This is a genomic window from Burkholderia sp. HI2500 (genome assembly GCF_002223055.1).
GTDB lineage: Bacteria > Pseudomonadota > Gammaproteobacteria > Burkholderiales > Burkholderiaceae > Burkholderia.
The window spans coordinates 820,313-834,601 of the sequence record NZ_NKFL01000007.1 but is presented as its reverse complement, the minus strand read 5'-3'; the positions used below and the strand labels follow the sequence as shown (position 1 = coordinate 834,601).

Here is a 14,289-nt window from a genome sequence, read left to right as displayed (position 1 = left end):
GCCCTTGGCGGCATTGCGCCGGCCGCAATACTTGCGACGTATGAGGTGCGGCTTGTTCCTGCGCGGCCATCGCTGATGTTCGACGGGCATGCCAACGGTCGCTTTCCGTCACGGCGCCCATCCTGCCGCGAGCGTGCGCGCGATCGTTGCGATGGACCCGCAGACATCGATGCCGAAACGGTAAATCCGTCAGCCTGTAACGTCCGCTCCAGACATGCCGAACAGCCGGGCCACGACCGAACGCAGCCAGCGATTGCCGGCCTCCTGATGGTAGCGCGCGTGCCAGTGTTGCCGAACGGCGAAGCCCTCGACGGGAATGGGGCAGGGATGTACCGAGAGATCGCTGGCCTGAGCCAGCGTCTCGCCGATATGGCGCGGCAAGGTCGTGATCAGATCGGTGGTCTGCACAATGGCGCCGAGCCCCAGAAAACCGGGCAATTCAAGCACCACCTGCCGTTCAATGCGCTCCCGCACGAGCGCCTGCTCGAGCAGCGCCGTGCCCGTTCCTCCCGTGATCGCCACATGGCCTTCGGTGCGATACGCCTTGACGCCGAGCCGCTTGCGAATACGCGGATGATGGCGATTCGCCAGGCACACCCAATCCTGCTCGTATAGCTGTTGTTGATAGATGCCGCCGCTCAGCCACGGCACGTATCCGATCGCAAGATCGGCCTCGCCCGATTCGAGCGCGCGTTCCGTGTTGCCGTCGATCCGCGCTGCTTCCAGGCGCACGCGTGGCGCTTGCGCGCGCACGTAGGCGAGCAGACGCGGCAGCAGCGTCACGTGACTCGCATCGGTCATGCAGATGCGAAAGCGTCTTTGCGCAGTCGCCGGATCGAAGGCGATTTCCCAGGCCGAGAAGCGCCGCAACGATTCGAGAATCTCCCGACATGGGCCGATCAGCGCATCCGCTTGCGGTGTGGGCGCCATGCCGCCAGGCGTCCGGATAAAGAGCGGATCGTGCAAATGCTCGCGCAACCGCGCGAGCCAGATGCTGACGGTCGGCTGGCTCTGGCCGAGTTGTTCGGCCACGCGTGTGACGCTGCGCGTGTCGTAGAGCAGGTCGAACAACTGCAGCAGCTTGAGGTCGGGCAGATCGGTCGGGGTCATCGCAGATCAACGATATTGCGTGTGGCAATGATGTCATTGTATCCATTGTATTGCGACATGATGAAGCGGCTCCTATCGTGACGTCACACGTTAAGGAGACGCACTTGAAAATTGCCATTCTGGGTGCCGGCGCGCTGGGCTGCGCGATTGGCGCGACGCTCACCGAAGGCGGCCACGAGACCTGGCTGATCGACCGCTCGCCCGATCATGTCAATGCGATGCGCGCCCACGGCCTGCGCGTCGACGACGCAAGCGGCACGCGCCAGGTGCAAGTCCGCGCGACCACCCGGCCGGACGAGGCAGCGGTGGCCGAGGTCGTGATCGTGCTCGTCAAATCGTTCCACACCGATGCGGCGATTCGCGGCGCGCAAGCGCTGGTGGGGCCTGAAACGCTGGTGCTGTCACTGCAAAACGGCCTCGGTCACGAAGACATTCTTGCCGACGCCGTGGGCCGCGAACGCGTGCTCGCGGGCAAGACCTATGTGGGGGGCGTACTGCGCGGCATGGGGCACATCGAGTCGGGCGTCGTGGGCAAGCACACCATCATCGGCGAACTGGACGGACGCGTGACGGATCGCGTTCGACGTATTGCCGACGCATTCAGCCACGCGGGCCTCGACACGCAGGTCAGCGACAACATCGTCGGCACCATGTGGGACAAGCTGCTCGTGAATGTCGCGACGGGCGCGCTGACCGGCATCACGTCGCTGACTTACGGCCAGCTTTATGACGAGCCGCTGCTCAAGGCCACTTCGCTGGCGGCCGTCGCGGAAGCGATCGCGGCCGCGAAGGCGGCAGGCGTCACCCTGTCGATGAACGATCCGGAGCAGGCGTGGTCGCTTGCCGCCGAGGGCTTGCCCGCTGCGTTCAAGACGTCGATGCTGCAAAGCCTCGAAAAAGGTTCCGTGACCGAAATCGACTTCATCAACGGCTCGGTCGTGCGCTGGGGCGCGCGTTACGGTGTGCCGACGCCGGTCAACGCCACGCTGGTTGCGTGCATCAAGGGCATCGAGCGCGCGATGGTCGACCGCCGGAAAGCGGAGGCGCAAGCATGAGCCAACCGAAAGCCTATCTCGAACATATCGCCGTCTTCGTGCGCGACATCCACTGGCACATCCGTTTTTTCGAGGAGGTGTTCGGCATGACGATGCGCGAGGTCGACGGCACGACCGAAGCGCCGCGCCAGTACTGGACGCTCGGCGGCATGCAGTTCATCCACCAGCCGGATTTTTCGGGCCCCGAAGGAAGGCTTGGCCATCTCGGCATCATGTGCGAGGACGTGGAAGCCTCGCTCGCCGCCGCCCGCCGCTACGACGTGCAGCCCATGCCGCAAGGTGCGAACTGGCTGCGTTTGCCCGATGGTCTCGCCATCGAATTCATTCAGGCGAAACCCGCGCGCTGCGTGGGCCAGGCGCTCGCCATCAATCCGCGCGCGGAGGCATGACATGACCATCGTCGAAAAATACTGGGACGACGCACGCGAAGGCGACGAATGCGTGAGCCCGAGCTACACCGTCACGAAGGAACGCATTCTCGCGTACGCGGATCTCACCGGCGATCACACACCGGTGCACGTCGATGAAGCGTATGCGAACGCGAGCCACTTTGGCTGCCTCGTTGCGCATGGATTGTTTGGTCTTTCGATTGCCGATGGCCTGAAGACCCGCAGCGATTATCGCTTTGTGCCGGGCATGTCGCTGGGCTGGAGCTGGGACTTCGTTTTGCCGATCAAGGTCGATGACGTGCTGCATGTGAAGTTTCGCATCGGCGCGATGCGCCCGAGCAAGAGCCGCCCGGATTGGGGCATCGTGACGCTTCCTTCGGAGCTGATCAATCAGCACGGCGAAGTGGTGCAGCGAGGTGAGCATCGTCTGATGGTGCCGCGCCGGCCGGGAGCTGAACGATGAAACAGGCGCGTCCACTGGAAGGGATTCGTGTCGTCGACTACAGCCACTTTCTCGCGGGTCCGTACGTGGGGCGTTGCCTCGCGGCGCTGGGTGCGGAAGTGATCAAGGTCGAGCGACCCGGCAGCGGCGATGCGGGACGCCAGCACGCGACCGTGCTTGACGATCGCTCGAGCGGCTATTTTCTGCAGCTCAATATGGGCAAGCGCGGCGTCAGCGTGAACATGAAGGACCCGCGCGGAAAGGCCTTCATGGAGCGGCTCTGCGATTCGGCCGACGTATTCGTGGAGAATTACCGGCCCGGCGCGCTCGACAAACTTGGGCTCGGCTACGAAGCGCTTTCCGCGCGCAATCCAGGGCTGGTCTACTGCTCCATTTCCGCGTATGGCCACACGGGGCCGGACGCCCATCGCGCGGGTTTCGGACTGATCGCCGAGGCCAAGAGCGGCATCATGCAGATGGTCGGCACGCCCGGCGACCGCCCACCGCTGCTGCGTATTTCGCTCGGGGACATGTACACGGGCATTCACGCGGTCGCGGCCATCAATGCGGCACTGCTCGGCCGCGTGAAAAGCGGGCGAGGGCAGCACATCGACATGGCGCTTTACGACACGCTCGTCTCGATGCACGAATATGCGGTCCAGTGCTACACGCTTGCCGATGTGCTGCCCGAACAGACCGGGCACGACATGCCCGGCTCGACGCTTTATGGTGTGTTTCGCGCGATCGATGGCGATCTGGTGATCGCCGCGCAGGTGGACGATGCGTGGAAGCGTTTCGCGTCGCTGATCGAAGCGAGCGGCGGGCCGCGCGGCTTTGGCACCGACGAGCGGTTTCACCATAGCGTGGGTCGCAATACGCATCGGCTGGACATTCTCGGCGTGGTCGAACCGTGGGTCGCCGCGCGCACGGTGACGCAGATTCTCGAACTGCTCGACGGCATCGATGTGCCTTGCGCGAAGGTGCAACGCATCGACGAAGTGATTGCCGATCCGCAAATCCAGGCGCGCGGCATGATCGTCGAACAGGAGCATCCGCGTTACGGCACGCTGCGCCTGCCGAATCTGCCGTTCCGGTTTTCCGCATGCGATACCACGATCCGCGAGGTTGCCCCGGATCTGGGGCAGCACAATGCCGAAGTCGCGCAATCGCTGGGTTTCACGCCCGCCGAGATCGATGCGATGCAAACCGACGGCGTGCTGTTCGACAAGTGAGGCGACGATGAGCGATACCTATGCGGTGATCGGCAATCCGATCGGCCATACGAAATCCCCGCTGATTCATGGGCTTTTCGCCGAAGCGACGCAGCAGGCGATGCACTACACGGCCATCGAGGGGCCGTGCGAACCGGATGACGCGTTCGCGGCAACGGTGCGGAAATTTATCGCGGCCGGCGGCAAGGGCATGAACATCACGGCGCCGTTCAAGCTTGCGGCATTCGACATGGCCGATGAGCGCAGCGAGCGCGCGACGCTTGCAGGCGCGGCGAACGCGTTCAAGTTCGACGGCGGTCGGATTCTCGCAGACAACTTCGACGGCATCGGCCTGCTGCGTGATATCGAGGTGAATCTTCACACGCCGTTCGCGGGCAAGCGTGTGTTGCTGCTGGGTGCCGGCGGCGCGGCCCGCGGCGCGTTGCTTCCCTTCCTGGGCGCGCGCCCCGCACAACTGGTGGTGGCGAATCGTCATGTCGAGAAAGCGCAAGCGCTGGCATCGCAATTGGCTTCGTATGGCCCGATAACGGCATGCGCTTACGGGGAACTCGAGCGTATGGGGCGCTTCGATCTGGTGGTCAACGCGACGTCCGCGAGTCTGACAGGCGATTTGCCGCCCGTGCCGCCCGGCGTGTTCAGCCCGCATGGCACAGCCTATGAACTGGCCTATGGCAAGCACCTCACGCCGTTCTTGCGACTCGCGCGCAATGCAGGGGTCGCCGGTGTAGCGGATGGCGTTGGCATGCTGGTGGAGCAGGCGGCGGAAGCCTTTGCGTGGTGGCGCGGCGTGCGCCCCGAGACGCAAGCGGTGATCGACCTGCTTACCGTTCCGCTGGATCGAGTGTGAACGTCCGCGAGCGATACGGGACTTCGATACATCCGCTGAGCGCGTTCATCAATTCGATGTATCGACGGGTTGAATCCGCGGCCGGTTTCAGGCATGTGGAACGCTATGATGCTGTTTCCGATGAAACGAGTCAGTGTCAATGGTGATCGTTAGACTGAGGTGAAAGTCCGCGTCACTCAACGCACGATTCTTTCCCCGACGATCATCGACGAGGCCGCTCCATGCAACTTCAAACCGGCAATCTTTTCACCACCGATGGCGAGCGCGGTAAAGATGAACAAATCGACCGCCTCGTCACCGGGCAGCGTCTGAACGTAGAGCGAATCGTGTCGATGGGGCACGCGAGCCCCGATGGCTTTTGGTATGACGACTCGCGCGCCGAATGGGTCGTGTTGCTGTCGGGCGCCGCGGTACTCGAATTCGAAGAAGGTCCGACGCGCCATGAAATGCATCCCGGCGACTACGTGCTGATCGAGCCGCATTGCCGTCATCGCGTCGCGTGGACGCACGAAGCAACACAATCCGTCTGGCTTGCGATTTATTACGAACGTTGAATCAGGAAATATTGGGCAGCATGAAATCCGGCGCGTAGCGTGCAACCACGCGCCGGATGGCGCAAATCGTCACCACACCGGAGCGGCCTTTAAATACCGCCGGTATCGATGCCCAAATAGCAGGGCGGCGCGCTAGCGCGCGCCGGTGCGCGTCGAGAATCTTATTCCTGGATCAGGAATCGATTGCGATTCTTCGCGTCCTTGATCCATGCGGGCGCGCGACCGCGGCCCGACCAGGTTGCCCCGGTCTTCGGGTCGCGATACTTTGCCTGCACGGGGGCGGCCGCTTGCTTGGCCGGTCGACCACGACGCGTACCGAAAATGTCTTTCTCGGTAATGCCGAATTCCGCAACTTTGGTGCGGATGTCGTCGACGATCGCCTGGAATTCCGCGGCACGTGCAGCTTCGGCTTTCTCGGCCAAAGCTTCCATTTGGGCTTTCAGTTCCTTGTACGTTGCCATGTATCACTCTTCAGGTTGAGTACACATATGATAGCGGTTTCAGCAGAAAGTTTTGAGGAAATTCTCTTCGACTACGAGATTTGTCATCGATAAAGCAATGCAGGACTGCTTCGAACACCTGAAAAGTGTGTCATGTTTGAGAAAACGTAGAGGATTACCCGGAAACTTTTTAACGGCGGCGGCACGTCGCTTTGATCGGTCGCGGCGGGATTTTTTCGTCGAGACATCCGCGCGAGAATTAATTATTCTTTACATTTTTCTGAAGTATCGGGGAATTCACTAATGAACAGAGACGATAAGCTGACGCAGGTCGCGGCCGAATTCGGCTTCAATCCGGACGAGGAAATCAGGATCGGCGGAAAGTACACGCCCATTCTGGTCGACGGGAACATGGCCTACATTGCCGGCCAGATTCCGCGAATCGGCGACGTGGTGCATTTCGTGGGCGTAGTGGGGGAATCCGTTTCGCTCGACGAAGGTCGCCGGGCCGCCGGCGTATCGGTGCTGCGTGCGCTGTCGCTGATCAGGAAGCACCGCGGCACACTCGACGCGATCGCGACTGTGCCGCGCATCACCGTGTATGTGCGAAGCGCACCCGGCTTCACGATGCAAAGCGAAGTCGCCGACGGCGCATCCGACATGCTGTACGCGGTGCTTGGCGATGCAGGCGTTCATACGCGTACGTCGGTCGGCGTGCTGCAATTGCCCAAAGGGGCGTCGGTGGAAGTCGATTTCATTTTCGGGCTGAAGCAGGGCGATGTCGGTATCTGATTTCAGCGGATCCTGTCTCGCGAGTGTGTAGTTGCGCGAAACATTCCTATACTCGACGCGCGACGCGCTCTGCTGGTGAGAGCACGCGCCAGCAATACGGAAAGCAAAGCACGCAATTACTGCCAAAGGACTTCGACAGCCTGCTCGCCGATGAGGATCTTGCGAAGCGTCAGGCGGCGTTCGATATCTGCGATTTGAAGGTGCGCGGCGAATTGGGCGAATGGGCTGTGTTGTCGCTCGCCCGTTGTCCAGGCAATCTCGCGCGCCGATTTGTTGAGCAGGGCGCGCAGGTCGCCCGCGGTCCACGGCGCAGCGCTACTCGCGTGCACACTGTACATGCTCGCCTCGTGCCTACCGGTCAGCCATACGCCCGACGCGCGTCGTCGAGATAGTCAACTGACCTCGATTTTGTCTTCAGCCGGCAACCGCATGCCTTCCGCGCAACGCCCGACGACCTGAAAATTCCGGAAACACCGCCCCGCCAATATCGCCCCGCATCCCCACTTTGGGAGATGCCATCGCCCGACAGTCAGCCTACGATTGACCCCAGGGCATCGGGGCCGGAAGTCGTCGGAACAATCGGACAGGCTCCCCAATCCGTATCGAAATCAGCAAATGCCCACGCGGTTTACTGACACAGCTTCTGCTTACGATGGCGACTGACGTGTGCGGTGAATGCCTTACACCGCAACACGATGGCGCGTTGATGACGGAAGGCCTGCTGTCGTATTTCGGGGAATTTCAATCAATATGCTGGCACGAGACTTTGCAGAACGAGAGCTCTCACACATTCAGCGAATGGTGGCTCTCCTGGACAGCGAGACGAACGCTGACGATGTGTCGATGTCGGGTGCGGGGCGCGTGCGGCATCCGAGCTACTGGCGCGGGCGAATCGAGGAGCTGCTGTCGGCGCCCGATGTGCCGCGCCACGTCAGAAAGCTCAGCGAAGCGGTGCTCGCGAAGATCCACACGATGGAAATGCGGTTCGCGACGATGAAGTAAGTACATCGTCGGATACGGCCCACGCATGGGCCTCATCGCGTCGTCGACCGGATGGCCGGTCGCTTATTCGGGTGCCATCACGTCAAGCAGTGCCGCACGAAACGCGGCCATCTCCGCGCCGGTGCCGATCGACACGCGAAGATACGTCGGCGGCCCGGACTCCCGAATCAGGACCCCGTGACGCAGGAGGCCGCTCCAGATCCGGTGCCGATCCGCAAACTCGCCGAACATCACGAAGTTGGCATCGGAATCGGCGACCGTGAGGCCCAGGCCACGCAGCCAGTCGACGGTCGAATCGCGCTCGGCCTTGATCGCCTCCACTTGCGACAGCATCTCGTCACGCGCGACCAGCGCCGCACAGGCCGCCGCCTGAGTGAAGGCGGACAGGTGGTAGGGCAATCGAACCCGCTTCAGCCCTTCGACGATCGCAGGCGCACACGCGCAATACCCGACGCGGCCGCCCGCGAACTTGAACGCCTTGCTCAGCGTGCGGGTGACGATGAGCCGGGGATGCTCCGGCAGCAGCGTCACCGCGCTGGGGACGCCGTGACGCCGGAATTCCGCATAGGCCTCGTCGACGACCACCACGCCCGGCGCGACGTCGAGTATCGCGCGGATATCGTCGACCGGCAGCGCGGTGCCGGTTGGGTTGTTCGGCGACGTCAGCAGGATGACGCTCGGCTGGTGCTCGCGGATGCTGTCGAGGGCCTGATCCAGATCCAGCGCGAAATCCCGGGTGCGCGGCAACGTATGCAGGCGCGTGAAAGTCGTGCGGCAGTATTCGTCATACATGGGATACGCGGGCGTAAAGGCCAGCGCCGATCGCCCGGGGCCGCCGAATGCCTGCAGGATATGCTGGATCACTTCATTCGAGCCGTTGGCTGCCCAGACGCTCGATGCGTCGACCGTCACGCCGGTGTCGTGCGTCAGATACGCCGCCAGATGCGCGCGCAGCTCGGCGAAGTCGCGGTCGGGATAGCGGTTCGCCGCGCGCGCGGCGTCGGCCACCGCGGTCGCGATGCGTGCGACGAGCGCGGGCGACGGCGGATAGGGGTTCTCGTTGACGTTCAGGCAGACCGGCACATCGAGCTGCGGCGCCCCATACGCGTGCCGCAACTTGAGATCCTCGCGGAGCGGTAAATCCGACAAGGCGACGTCTTTCCAGGGCTGTTGCATTGAAAACACTCCGTACGGGTTCGATTGATCGGCGCAGTCCGCTCTCAAGGCGGCAAAAAACAAAAAAGGCGCCGGAGGCGCCTTGGTTGTCGTCTTGATCGGGCATTCACCCGATGCAATTGCTAGATGCGAAACGAGCCACGGCGCAACAGCGGGCGTCCGTAGTGATGGTGCAGCGAGAGCGTGGTGTTTCGAATCGTCATGCGCTGCATCATGGCATACCGTGATCCGGATGAAAAGCCGGCGACACCGTGCGGGCCGGAATAACGGCCATTACGTCAGACGATAAGCGGTAACAAACGTGGTATTTCGATCAAACGCGAACGAGTGATTTAAACGTGGGCGCCGATTGACTAAGATGCGCAGAAGACGTTCGACAAAAACGCACGGCGCGGGGTGGCCAGATGCAAATGAACGGGTTGATTCCATCCGCATGGATCGATGACGTCTACGCTGCGGCGCTGGGCGATCAACGATGGGAAACGGTGCTGGACGGGCTGCGATCGTGCGTCGGTGTGCGCATGGTCACGCTGCTGTCATTCGACGACGCGGCGCGGGTGCCGGCGATCGAGCAGGCGGCGGGCGACGACGCGTCATGGGTCGCCGCGTGTTACCACACCTACAACACCGAGTTCTATCGGTACGACCCGGTCGTGCCGGTCGCCGCCGACTGGCCGGCGGGGCGCTGGTTCGAGGACGTCAAGCACCTGTCCGCGCACCAGCGCGCGCACAGCGCGTTCTATCAGGAATTCCTTCACCCTTTCGGGCTCGGCAGCATTTCGGGCCTGTACATCCATCGCAGCGAGGGCTCGGGCGCATTCCTCAGCGTCCAGGGCGGCCTCGAATCGCAGGGGCTGTCCGACGATCAGCGCCACGCGATCGAAAACATGGGGATGCACATCAGCCGTGCGCTGCAGATCCAGGCGCGGATCGGCGAGCTCGAGGCGCGCGTGGCCGCCGCCGAATCAGCGCTCGATGCGCTGCCGGTGCCCGTCTTCCTGCTCGGCGCGCAGCGTGAGCTGCGCTACACGAATCGCGCGGCCGATCAGCTGATCGCGGCGGAACCGGCGCTGCGGGTCGTGAACGGGCGATTCGCGCCGGAAGGCTGTGTCGACGATGCGCAATGGCGGCACGCGTACGCGCGCGGCGGGCTGTTGTTACGGCGCACAACGGGTGAACCGTTGCCGCTGGCGCTGATGCCGGTGCCCGAGCAATCGCGCCTGATGCGCGAGCGGCCGGGCGTCGCGACGCTGATGACGGCCGCCGATCTGCGTTCGCCGTCGGCCCGCGCGCAGCGGTTGCGCGTGTTCTATGGGCTGTCGTCGGCCGAGGCTGATCTTGCCGTGCTGCTGTGTTGCGACGGGTTGTCGCCGCAGGAATGCGCCGAGTTGCGCGGCGTGTCGATCGGCACGATCCGCACGCAGATTAAATCGATCTACGCGAAGACGACGGTGGGGCGGGCGGCGCAGCTTACGTCGTTGGTTATGCAGACGTGATGCGGGAGGGGGGGCGTGGGCGTAGGGGGCTAGGGTATCGGCAACTGCTTGCGCAGAAAATCGGCGACTTACGTCTAGCCGCGCCACCGGTGCGGGGCGGTGCGTCGGAGGTCGTGCGATCGGTTTACTGCGGAGCCAACGTAGTGGCATTTCGATGTACCCGGTTGACTGCAGCCGACCTGGAACGAACTTACACGTTGGCTCCGACACCATGACCGCTTCCAAGTGACAAAGGGCAATTAAAAGTCCAAAACCATTGGCCCGCTTTTATTGGGTTCGAGAATTTCTCGCTCTCGGTCGGCCATTGTCGAAAGTGCCGAAAGAGAAAGAATGCTGCTACTGAATCGTAGTTGGAAAAATCGATCAATCGGTATATCAGGTTCTTGGCGAATCAATTTTGGTAAAAACAAATACCCCGCGCGCTCCATTCTAAGGCCGCGGGTCGTTCGTTGTACCTGAAGTTTAGTCCTTGGCTTCAGTGCATCTCCATATATCATGACAATTCTTTCGAGCTCCTTGGAGAGGATCTCGCTTGTGTGTTCGAATAATGGCTTATAGTGTTCCCACGCTCCTTTGGAGTAAGTGGGTTTAACAGCTCCCTCTAAATATTCCCACCGATTAGGTCCGGCAGCGTCTTCATCACTGACATCTCCCTCGAAGAGATCTAGCAATCGGTTAAGCCAGCGATGTGGAATAATGTAAATCTCCAACAAAATCTGTGCTCGATACTCTAGAGCCTCTGCCTTCTCTCCGCCAGGAATAATCCGGATGCGGACGATTTCGCGCCAGCTTTCGTTGTATTTTCTGATCAACGCTGGGGTCAAATTCCGCGCAAACGCCTGGGCCGTGTGTGCGTCGCTATGGCAGTCCTTGCAAATTACACAAAGGTTATTTATGTCGTTATGCGATGGATCGCCATCAATATGATGAATTTCAACTTTCCGTCGAGAGTCTCTGCATATGCAGCAAGTGCGGTCTGCGAGAAACATCACCTCTGCGGCGACCTCTTCGGGAATTGTGACTCGCACCACGTTGGTGCCTCCTCCATTTAAATGCCCCTTTCGGGCCGTTTCTGCGTTGTCTAGACGGAACCGAAGCGGATGTTACAGCGAGCCAGCAAAACCGGAAAGAACCGCGGCGAGTAATTCACATCTTTGATGACGCTGCTCCGTTGTCTTGCCTGAGCCGACCTTCGAATGTCTGCACACGAGCAGAGGCCAACGGCTGTATATGGCCGGACAGCGACCAATGGTCGATCGCCATCCGGTAGTGCCTGCATTCAAACTTCAGTCCGCTCCGCCATTTCGAGCGCATCGTCAACCTCGATACCAAGGTACCGTACTGTGCTCTCAAGCTTGGTATGGCCGAGGAGCAACTGAACGGCACGGAGGTCCTTCGTGCGGCGATAAATCAGCGGCGCCTTCGTCCGTCGCATAGTGTGGGTGCCGTACGCGGTGTCATCCAGCCCGATCGACTCGACCCACCGATGCACCAGGCGCGAATATTGACGCGTCGAGATGTGCGGGGAATCGTGGCCGGCTTGGGAACAGGAAGTCGGCTGGCGTTAGCGTTGCCGCCTTGATTCATGCCTCGATGCTGTCTCGAGTCTGCTCGGTAATCTCGAACTGCACCGGTCGTTGCGTTTTCTGCTGCATGACCGTCGCCCGGCTGGCGATGTGGTGTCCATGACAAACGTCGCCGACCCGCAGCCGGGTCAGATCGCATGCACGCAGTTTGCTGTCGATTGCAAGATTGAAAATCGCAAGGTCGCGGACACGCGCCGAAAGTTCGAGCCGGATACGAATCGCCCAGATTTCCTTGAACTTCAGCGGAGGCTCCTGTCCTGTGAGCCGGCCCTTGTTCCACGGCACCCTCGAACGTCCTTCGTTAGTCGCCTTCATGACTATCTCCTTTCAATTGAAGGGAGATCCAGTCTGAGCTAGACATCAGCGGGCGCTGTCCGACCCGGTGCGGCCAGTCACCGAATCGCTGACGTGACGTCGACTCTGAGTAGCACAACAGTAGTCCGGCCGGGTGTCGAGGAAGACGAAACGAAGAAACAAGCCCTTGAGCCAGCGCAAAGTTGCGCGAGAACGCAATCGCCCGCAAGTTCTGAAAGTCGTAATGTCCCCAAGTCAACTTGCGCTTATTATTCGTTATGGGCGGCGAGGTAAATTTGGTCCAAAATACGTTTCGCTGAGACCCGATCGGATACACTATTTCGTCCCGGCGAGAACGGAATTTTTTTGGGTTTACTATGAAGAACAATTTTCGTTTCGACCTTTCAGATCATTTGATTCATTTTTTTCGGGACGTTGACCAGCAGGGAGAATCGTCCATCTTATTTCCCGAGCATATGGGTTGGCATAACGTTTACGAGGATACACAGCTCCCAGCGAATTTCCTCCTACGCGCCGCTCTGCGCAACGGAAGGCTATGGGCGACTTGGTCCTATCGCGATGGCAAGCGAACGATTTTTGGGCCGAATCCGGCTGTTTGTTTTACTGAAATGCCAATTGCAGCATTCTTGGAAACCGCCCGTATTCGTCGTGCAAACGGCGAAGCGATGAGCCCGTTCGCAATGGTGTTCCCAAAGGAGACTTTGCACCGACTGGGAGCACGCCCGGTCACGTATGGGTTGAGCGATAATGCTGTGCCGCCGCCTGGAAATAACGGCGGCCCACGCATATTTAATGAATCAACTTTGCCGCTGAACGAACAATTCCGATATGTCTCTCACGTCTATGGATCTACTAAAACCGTAGATTGGACACACGAAAGGGAATGGCGATGGCCCTATCGCGGCGATTGCGATAGCGTTGATGCGGGAGGAGAGGGATACGACGGAAGTGTTTCTGATTGGTACGATATTCCTGGTCTAGATTTCTATAGATATCCAATCAAAGGAATGGGTGTCATTGTAGAAACGACGAGTCAAGCAAAAAAGGTGGTCAGCGACATGCTAACGTTAATTGATAACGGTACGGCATCGAAGTCCACGTTTGGATTTGTGCTCGTCAGTAATCATTTCCCTTCACCGTCCGTCCTTCAGGACCCCACCCGGCTGTCCGACGCAGTGAACGAAGCAGTTGTTAGCCTAGAACCATACTTTGCAATGTCGACCGACGAGTGCGACGAATACGAGAAACGGTTCGCTAAGTTGGTGGCTGAAGTCGAGCGCAACGCTGACCCAGCTAGTGATGGCGAATTTGGCGGCTGCTGGCTTTGGCTACACGACAACAGAGCGCCGCTAACTCGCGCGTTATTGCGTAGCGGTCGCGCCTTTGTCACCAAAGAGGGCCGCTATCTCGCGAATCTTCATGAATTTTGGGACGCCCGGGGTCTGAGAGAGCGTGAGGAGATGGCCGAACAAGTCTCTAAGCTTGTTCTGAAAGAGTTTGGAACGCCAAGCTGTCACTTTTCGGTTCTAGATTCCGACAACCCCGAAGCCGTGCCGTTCTACGTGGGCATGTTTGACGATGACATCAGTTTCTATAATTGCTCATGGCAAAGCTGAAATTTGTCCTTGAGTGATCGAATGACCGCTTACAGGGGCGGAGCCGTCTTACGAGTGTCCGCGCGATCCGCTGGACGAATGTCGCTTCGTGGCCGGATGCCGCCCGATGCCGCGCCGCGCCGCTCGACGACACCTTCGTGCCCCCTGTGACCGCCCGGTTTTCTCCTAAGCCGTCATTCGTGTTAGCGTAATCTACCCCCTACGGTTCCGGTTTCTGCCATGGCTTATCGACTGCAC

Annotated in this window: 15 protein-coding genes and 1 pseudogene; 10 read left to right on the top strand and 6 right to left on the bottom strand. The window is 60.5% G+C overall.

The window, feature by feature from the left end:
- Positions 1–189: 189 nt before the first annotated feature.
- Positions 190–1,110: a LysR family transcriptional regulator gene (locus CFB45_RS36055; protein ID WP_089429850.1), complete on the bottom strand. Its 921-nt coding sequence runs from the start codon at positions 1,108–1,110 to the stop codon at positions 190–192.
- A gap of 104 nt (positions 1,111–1,214) precedes the next feature.
- Here CFB45_RS36055 and CFB45_RS36050 point away from each other — a divergent pair, with 104 nt between their 5' ends.
- The 6 genes from CFB45_RS36050 to CFB45_RS36025 all read left to right on the top strand — a co-directional run bounded on the left by CFB45_RS36050 (position 1,215) and on the right by CFB45_RS36025 (position 5,629).
- A complete protein-coding gene (locus tag CFB45_RS36050; RefSeq protein WP_089429849.1) occupies positions 1,215–2,165 on the top strand; it encodes a ketopantoate reductase family protein in 951 nt (316 codons plus the stop codon).
- Positions 2,162–2,554 carry a VOC family protein gene (locus tag CFB45_RS36045; protein WP_089429848.1) on the top strand — a complete coding sequence of 131 codons (393 nt, stop codon included), beginning with the start codon at positions 2,162–2,164 and terminating at the stop codon, positions 2,552–2,554. The genes CFB45_RS36050 and CFB45_RS36045 overlap by 4 nt, the downstream gene beginning before the upstream one ends.
- Position 2,555: 1 nt before the next feature.
- Positions 2,556–3,017, top strand: coding sequence for a MaoC family dehydratase (locus CFB45_RS36040; RefSeq protein WP_039347828.1), 462 nt, complete (start codon positions 2,556–2,558; stop codon positions 3,015–3,017).
- Positions 3,014–4,228, top strand: coding sequence for a CaiB/BaiF CoA transferase family protein (locus CFB45_RS36035; RefSeq protein ID WP_089429847.1), 1,215 nt, complete (start codon positions 3,014–3,016; stop codon positions 4,226–4,228). The genes CFB45_RS36040 and CFB45_RS36035 overlap by 4 nt, the downstream gene beginning before the upstream one ends.
- A 7-nt stretch (positions 4,229–4,235) precedes the next feature.
- On the top strand, positions 4,236–5,075 hold the full coding sequence (aroE, locus tag CFB45_RS36030; RefSeq protein ID WP_089429846.1) for a shikimate dehydrogenase: 840 nt from the start codon (positions 4,236–4,238) through the stop codon (positions 5,073–5,075).
- A gap of 221 nt (positions 5,076–5,296) precedes the next feature.
- Positions 5,297–5,629 carry a cupin domain-containing protein gene (locus CFB45_RS36025; protein WP_089429845.1) on the top strand — a complete coding sequence of 111 codons (333 nt, stop codon included), beginning with the start codon at positions 5,297–5,299 and terminating at the stop codon, positions 5,627–5,629.
- Positions 5,630–5,790: 161 nt separating this feature from the next.
- Here CFB45_RS36025 and CFB45_RS36020 read toward each other — a convergent pair whose 3' ends face one another.
- Positions 5,791–6,090 (bottom strand): H-NS histone family protein, encoded by a 300-nt coding sequence (locus CFB45_RS36020; protein ID WP_011350136.1) that lies wholly within the window; start codon positions 6,088–6,090, stop codon positions 5,791–5,793.
- 282 nt (positions 6,091–6,372) lie between these two features.
- On the opposite strand from CFB45_RS36020, the gene CFB45_RS36015 reads away from it, so the two are divergent.
- Positions 6,373–6,861 carry a RidA family protein gene (locus CFB45_RS36015; protein WP_089429844.1) on the top strand — a complete coding sequence of 163 codons (489 nt, stop codon included), beginning with the start codon at positions 6,373–6,375 and terminating at the stop codon, positions 6,859–6,861.
- 116 nt (positions 6,862–6,977) lie between these two features.
- Here the strand turns inward: CFB45_RS36015 and CFB45_RS36010 are convergent, their stop codons facing one another.
- Complete coding sequence (locus CFB45_RS36010) at positions 6,978–7,199, bottom strand: hypothetical protein (protein WP_089429843.1); 222 nt, start codon at positions 7,197–7,199, stop codon at positions 6,978–6,980.
- A 412-nt stretch (positions 7,200–7,611) separates the two neighbouring features.
- Between CFB45_RS36010 and CFB45_RS36005 the strand changes: the two genes are divergently transcribed.
- Positions 7,612–7,863, top strand: a complete 252-nt coding sequence (locus CFB45_RS36005; RefSeq protein WP_089429842.1) for a hypothetical protein — start codon at positions 7,612–7,614, stop codon at positions 7,861–7,863.
- A 63-nt stretch (positions 7,864–7,926) separates the two neighbouring features.
- On the opposite strand, the gene CFB45_RS36000 is transcribed toward CFB45_RS36005, so the two are convergent.
- Entirely contained in the window at positions 7,927–9,102 is a 1,176-nt protein-coding gene (locus tag CFB45_RS36000) for a histidinol-phosphate transaminase (RefSeq protein WP_256978492.1), read from the bottom strand.
- A gap of 347 nt (positions 9,103–9,449) precedes the next feature.
- Here CFB45_RS36000 and CFB45_RS35995 point away from each other — a divergent pair, with 347 nt between their 5' ends.
- A complete protein-coding gene (locus CFB45_RS35995) occupies positions 9,450–10,535 on the top strand; it encodes a helix-turn-helix transcriptional regulator (RefSeq protein WP_256978491.1) in 1,086 nt (361 codons plus the stop codon).
- A 239-nt stretch (positions 10,536–10,774) separates the two neighbouring features.
- Here the strand turns inward: CFB45_RS35995 and CFB45_RS38815 are convergent, their stop codons facing one another.
- Both CFB45_RS38815 and CFB45_RS35990 read right to left on the bottom strand, forming a co-directional pair.
- Positions 10,775–11,566, bottom strand: coding sequence for an HNH endonuclease signature motif containing protein (locus CFB45_RS38815; protein WP_144025272.1), 792 nt, complete (start codon positions 11,564–11,566; stop codon positions 10,775–10,777).
- 248 nt (positions 11,567–11,814) lie between these two features.
- Positions 11,815–12,436, bottom strand: a pseudogene (locus CFB45_RS35990) (tyrosine-type recombinase/integrase).
- Between the two features lie 356 nt (positions 12,437–12,792).
- Between CFB45_RS35990 and CFB45_RS38810 the strand changes: the two are divergent.
- The gene (locus CFB45_RS38810) at positions 12,793–14,052 is read left to right on the top strand and encodes a DUF4427 domain-containing protein (RefSeq protein WP_144025271.1); all 1,260 of its coding nucleotides are present in this window, start codon (positions 12,793–12,795) and stop codon (positions 14,050–14,052) included.
- The last annotated feature ends 237 nt before the right edge of the window (positions 14,053–14,289 follow it).

Coding starts and splice junctions, on each gene's coding strand:
- CFB45_RS36055 (WP_089429850.1), bottom strand. CDS start 1,110: ATGACCCCGACCGATCTGCCCGACCTCAAGCTGCTGCAGTTGTTCGAC.
- CFB45_RS36045 (WP_089429848.1), top strand. CDS start 2,162: ATGAGCCAACCGAAAGCCTATCTCGAACATATCGCCGTCTTCGTGCGC.
- CFB45_RS36040 (WP_039347828.1), top strand. CDS start 2,556: ATGACCATCGTCGAAAAATACTGGGACGACGCACGCGAAGGCGACGAA.
- CFB45_RS36035 (WP_089429847.1), top strand. CDS start 3,014: ATGAAACAGGCGCGTCCACTGGAAGGGATTCGTGTCGTCGACTACAGC.
- aroE (WP_089429846.1), top strand. CDS start 4,236: ATGAGCGATACCTATGCGGTGATCGGCAATCCGATCGGCCATACGAAA.
- CFB45_RS36025 (WP_089429845.1), top strand. CDS start 5,297: ATGCAACTTCAAACCGGCAATCTTTTCACCACCGATGGCGAGCGCGGT.
- CFB45_RS36020 (WP_011350136.1), bottom strand. CDS start 6,090: ATGGCAACGTACAAGGAACTGAAAGCCCAAATGGAAGCTTTGGCCGAG.
- CFB45_RS36015 (WP_089429844.1), top strand. CDS start 6,373: ATGAACAGAGACGATAAGCTGACGCAGGTCGCGGCCGAATTCGGCTTC.
- CFB45_RS36010 (WP_089429843.1), bottom strand. CDS start 7,199: ATGTACAGTGTGCACGCGAGTAGCGCTGCGCCGTGGACCGCGGGCGAC.
- CFB45_RS36005 (WP_089429842.1), top strand. CDS start 7,612: ATGCTGGCACGAGACTTTGCAGAACGAGAGCTCTCACACATTCAGCGA.
- CFB45_RS35995 (WP_256978491.1), top strand. CDS start 9,450: ATGAACGGGTTGATTCCATCCGCATGGATCGATGACGTCTACGCTGCG.
- CFB45_RS38810 (WP_144025271.1), top strand. CDS start 12,793: ATGAAGAACAATTTTCGTTTCGACCTTTCAGATCATTTGATTCATTTT.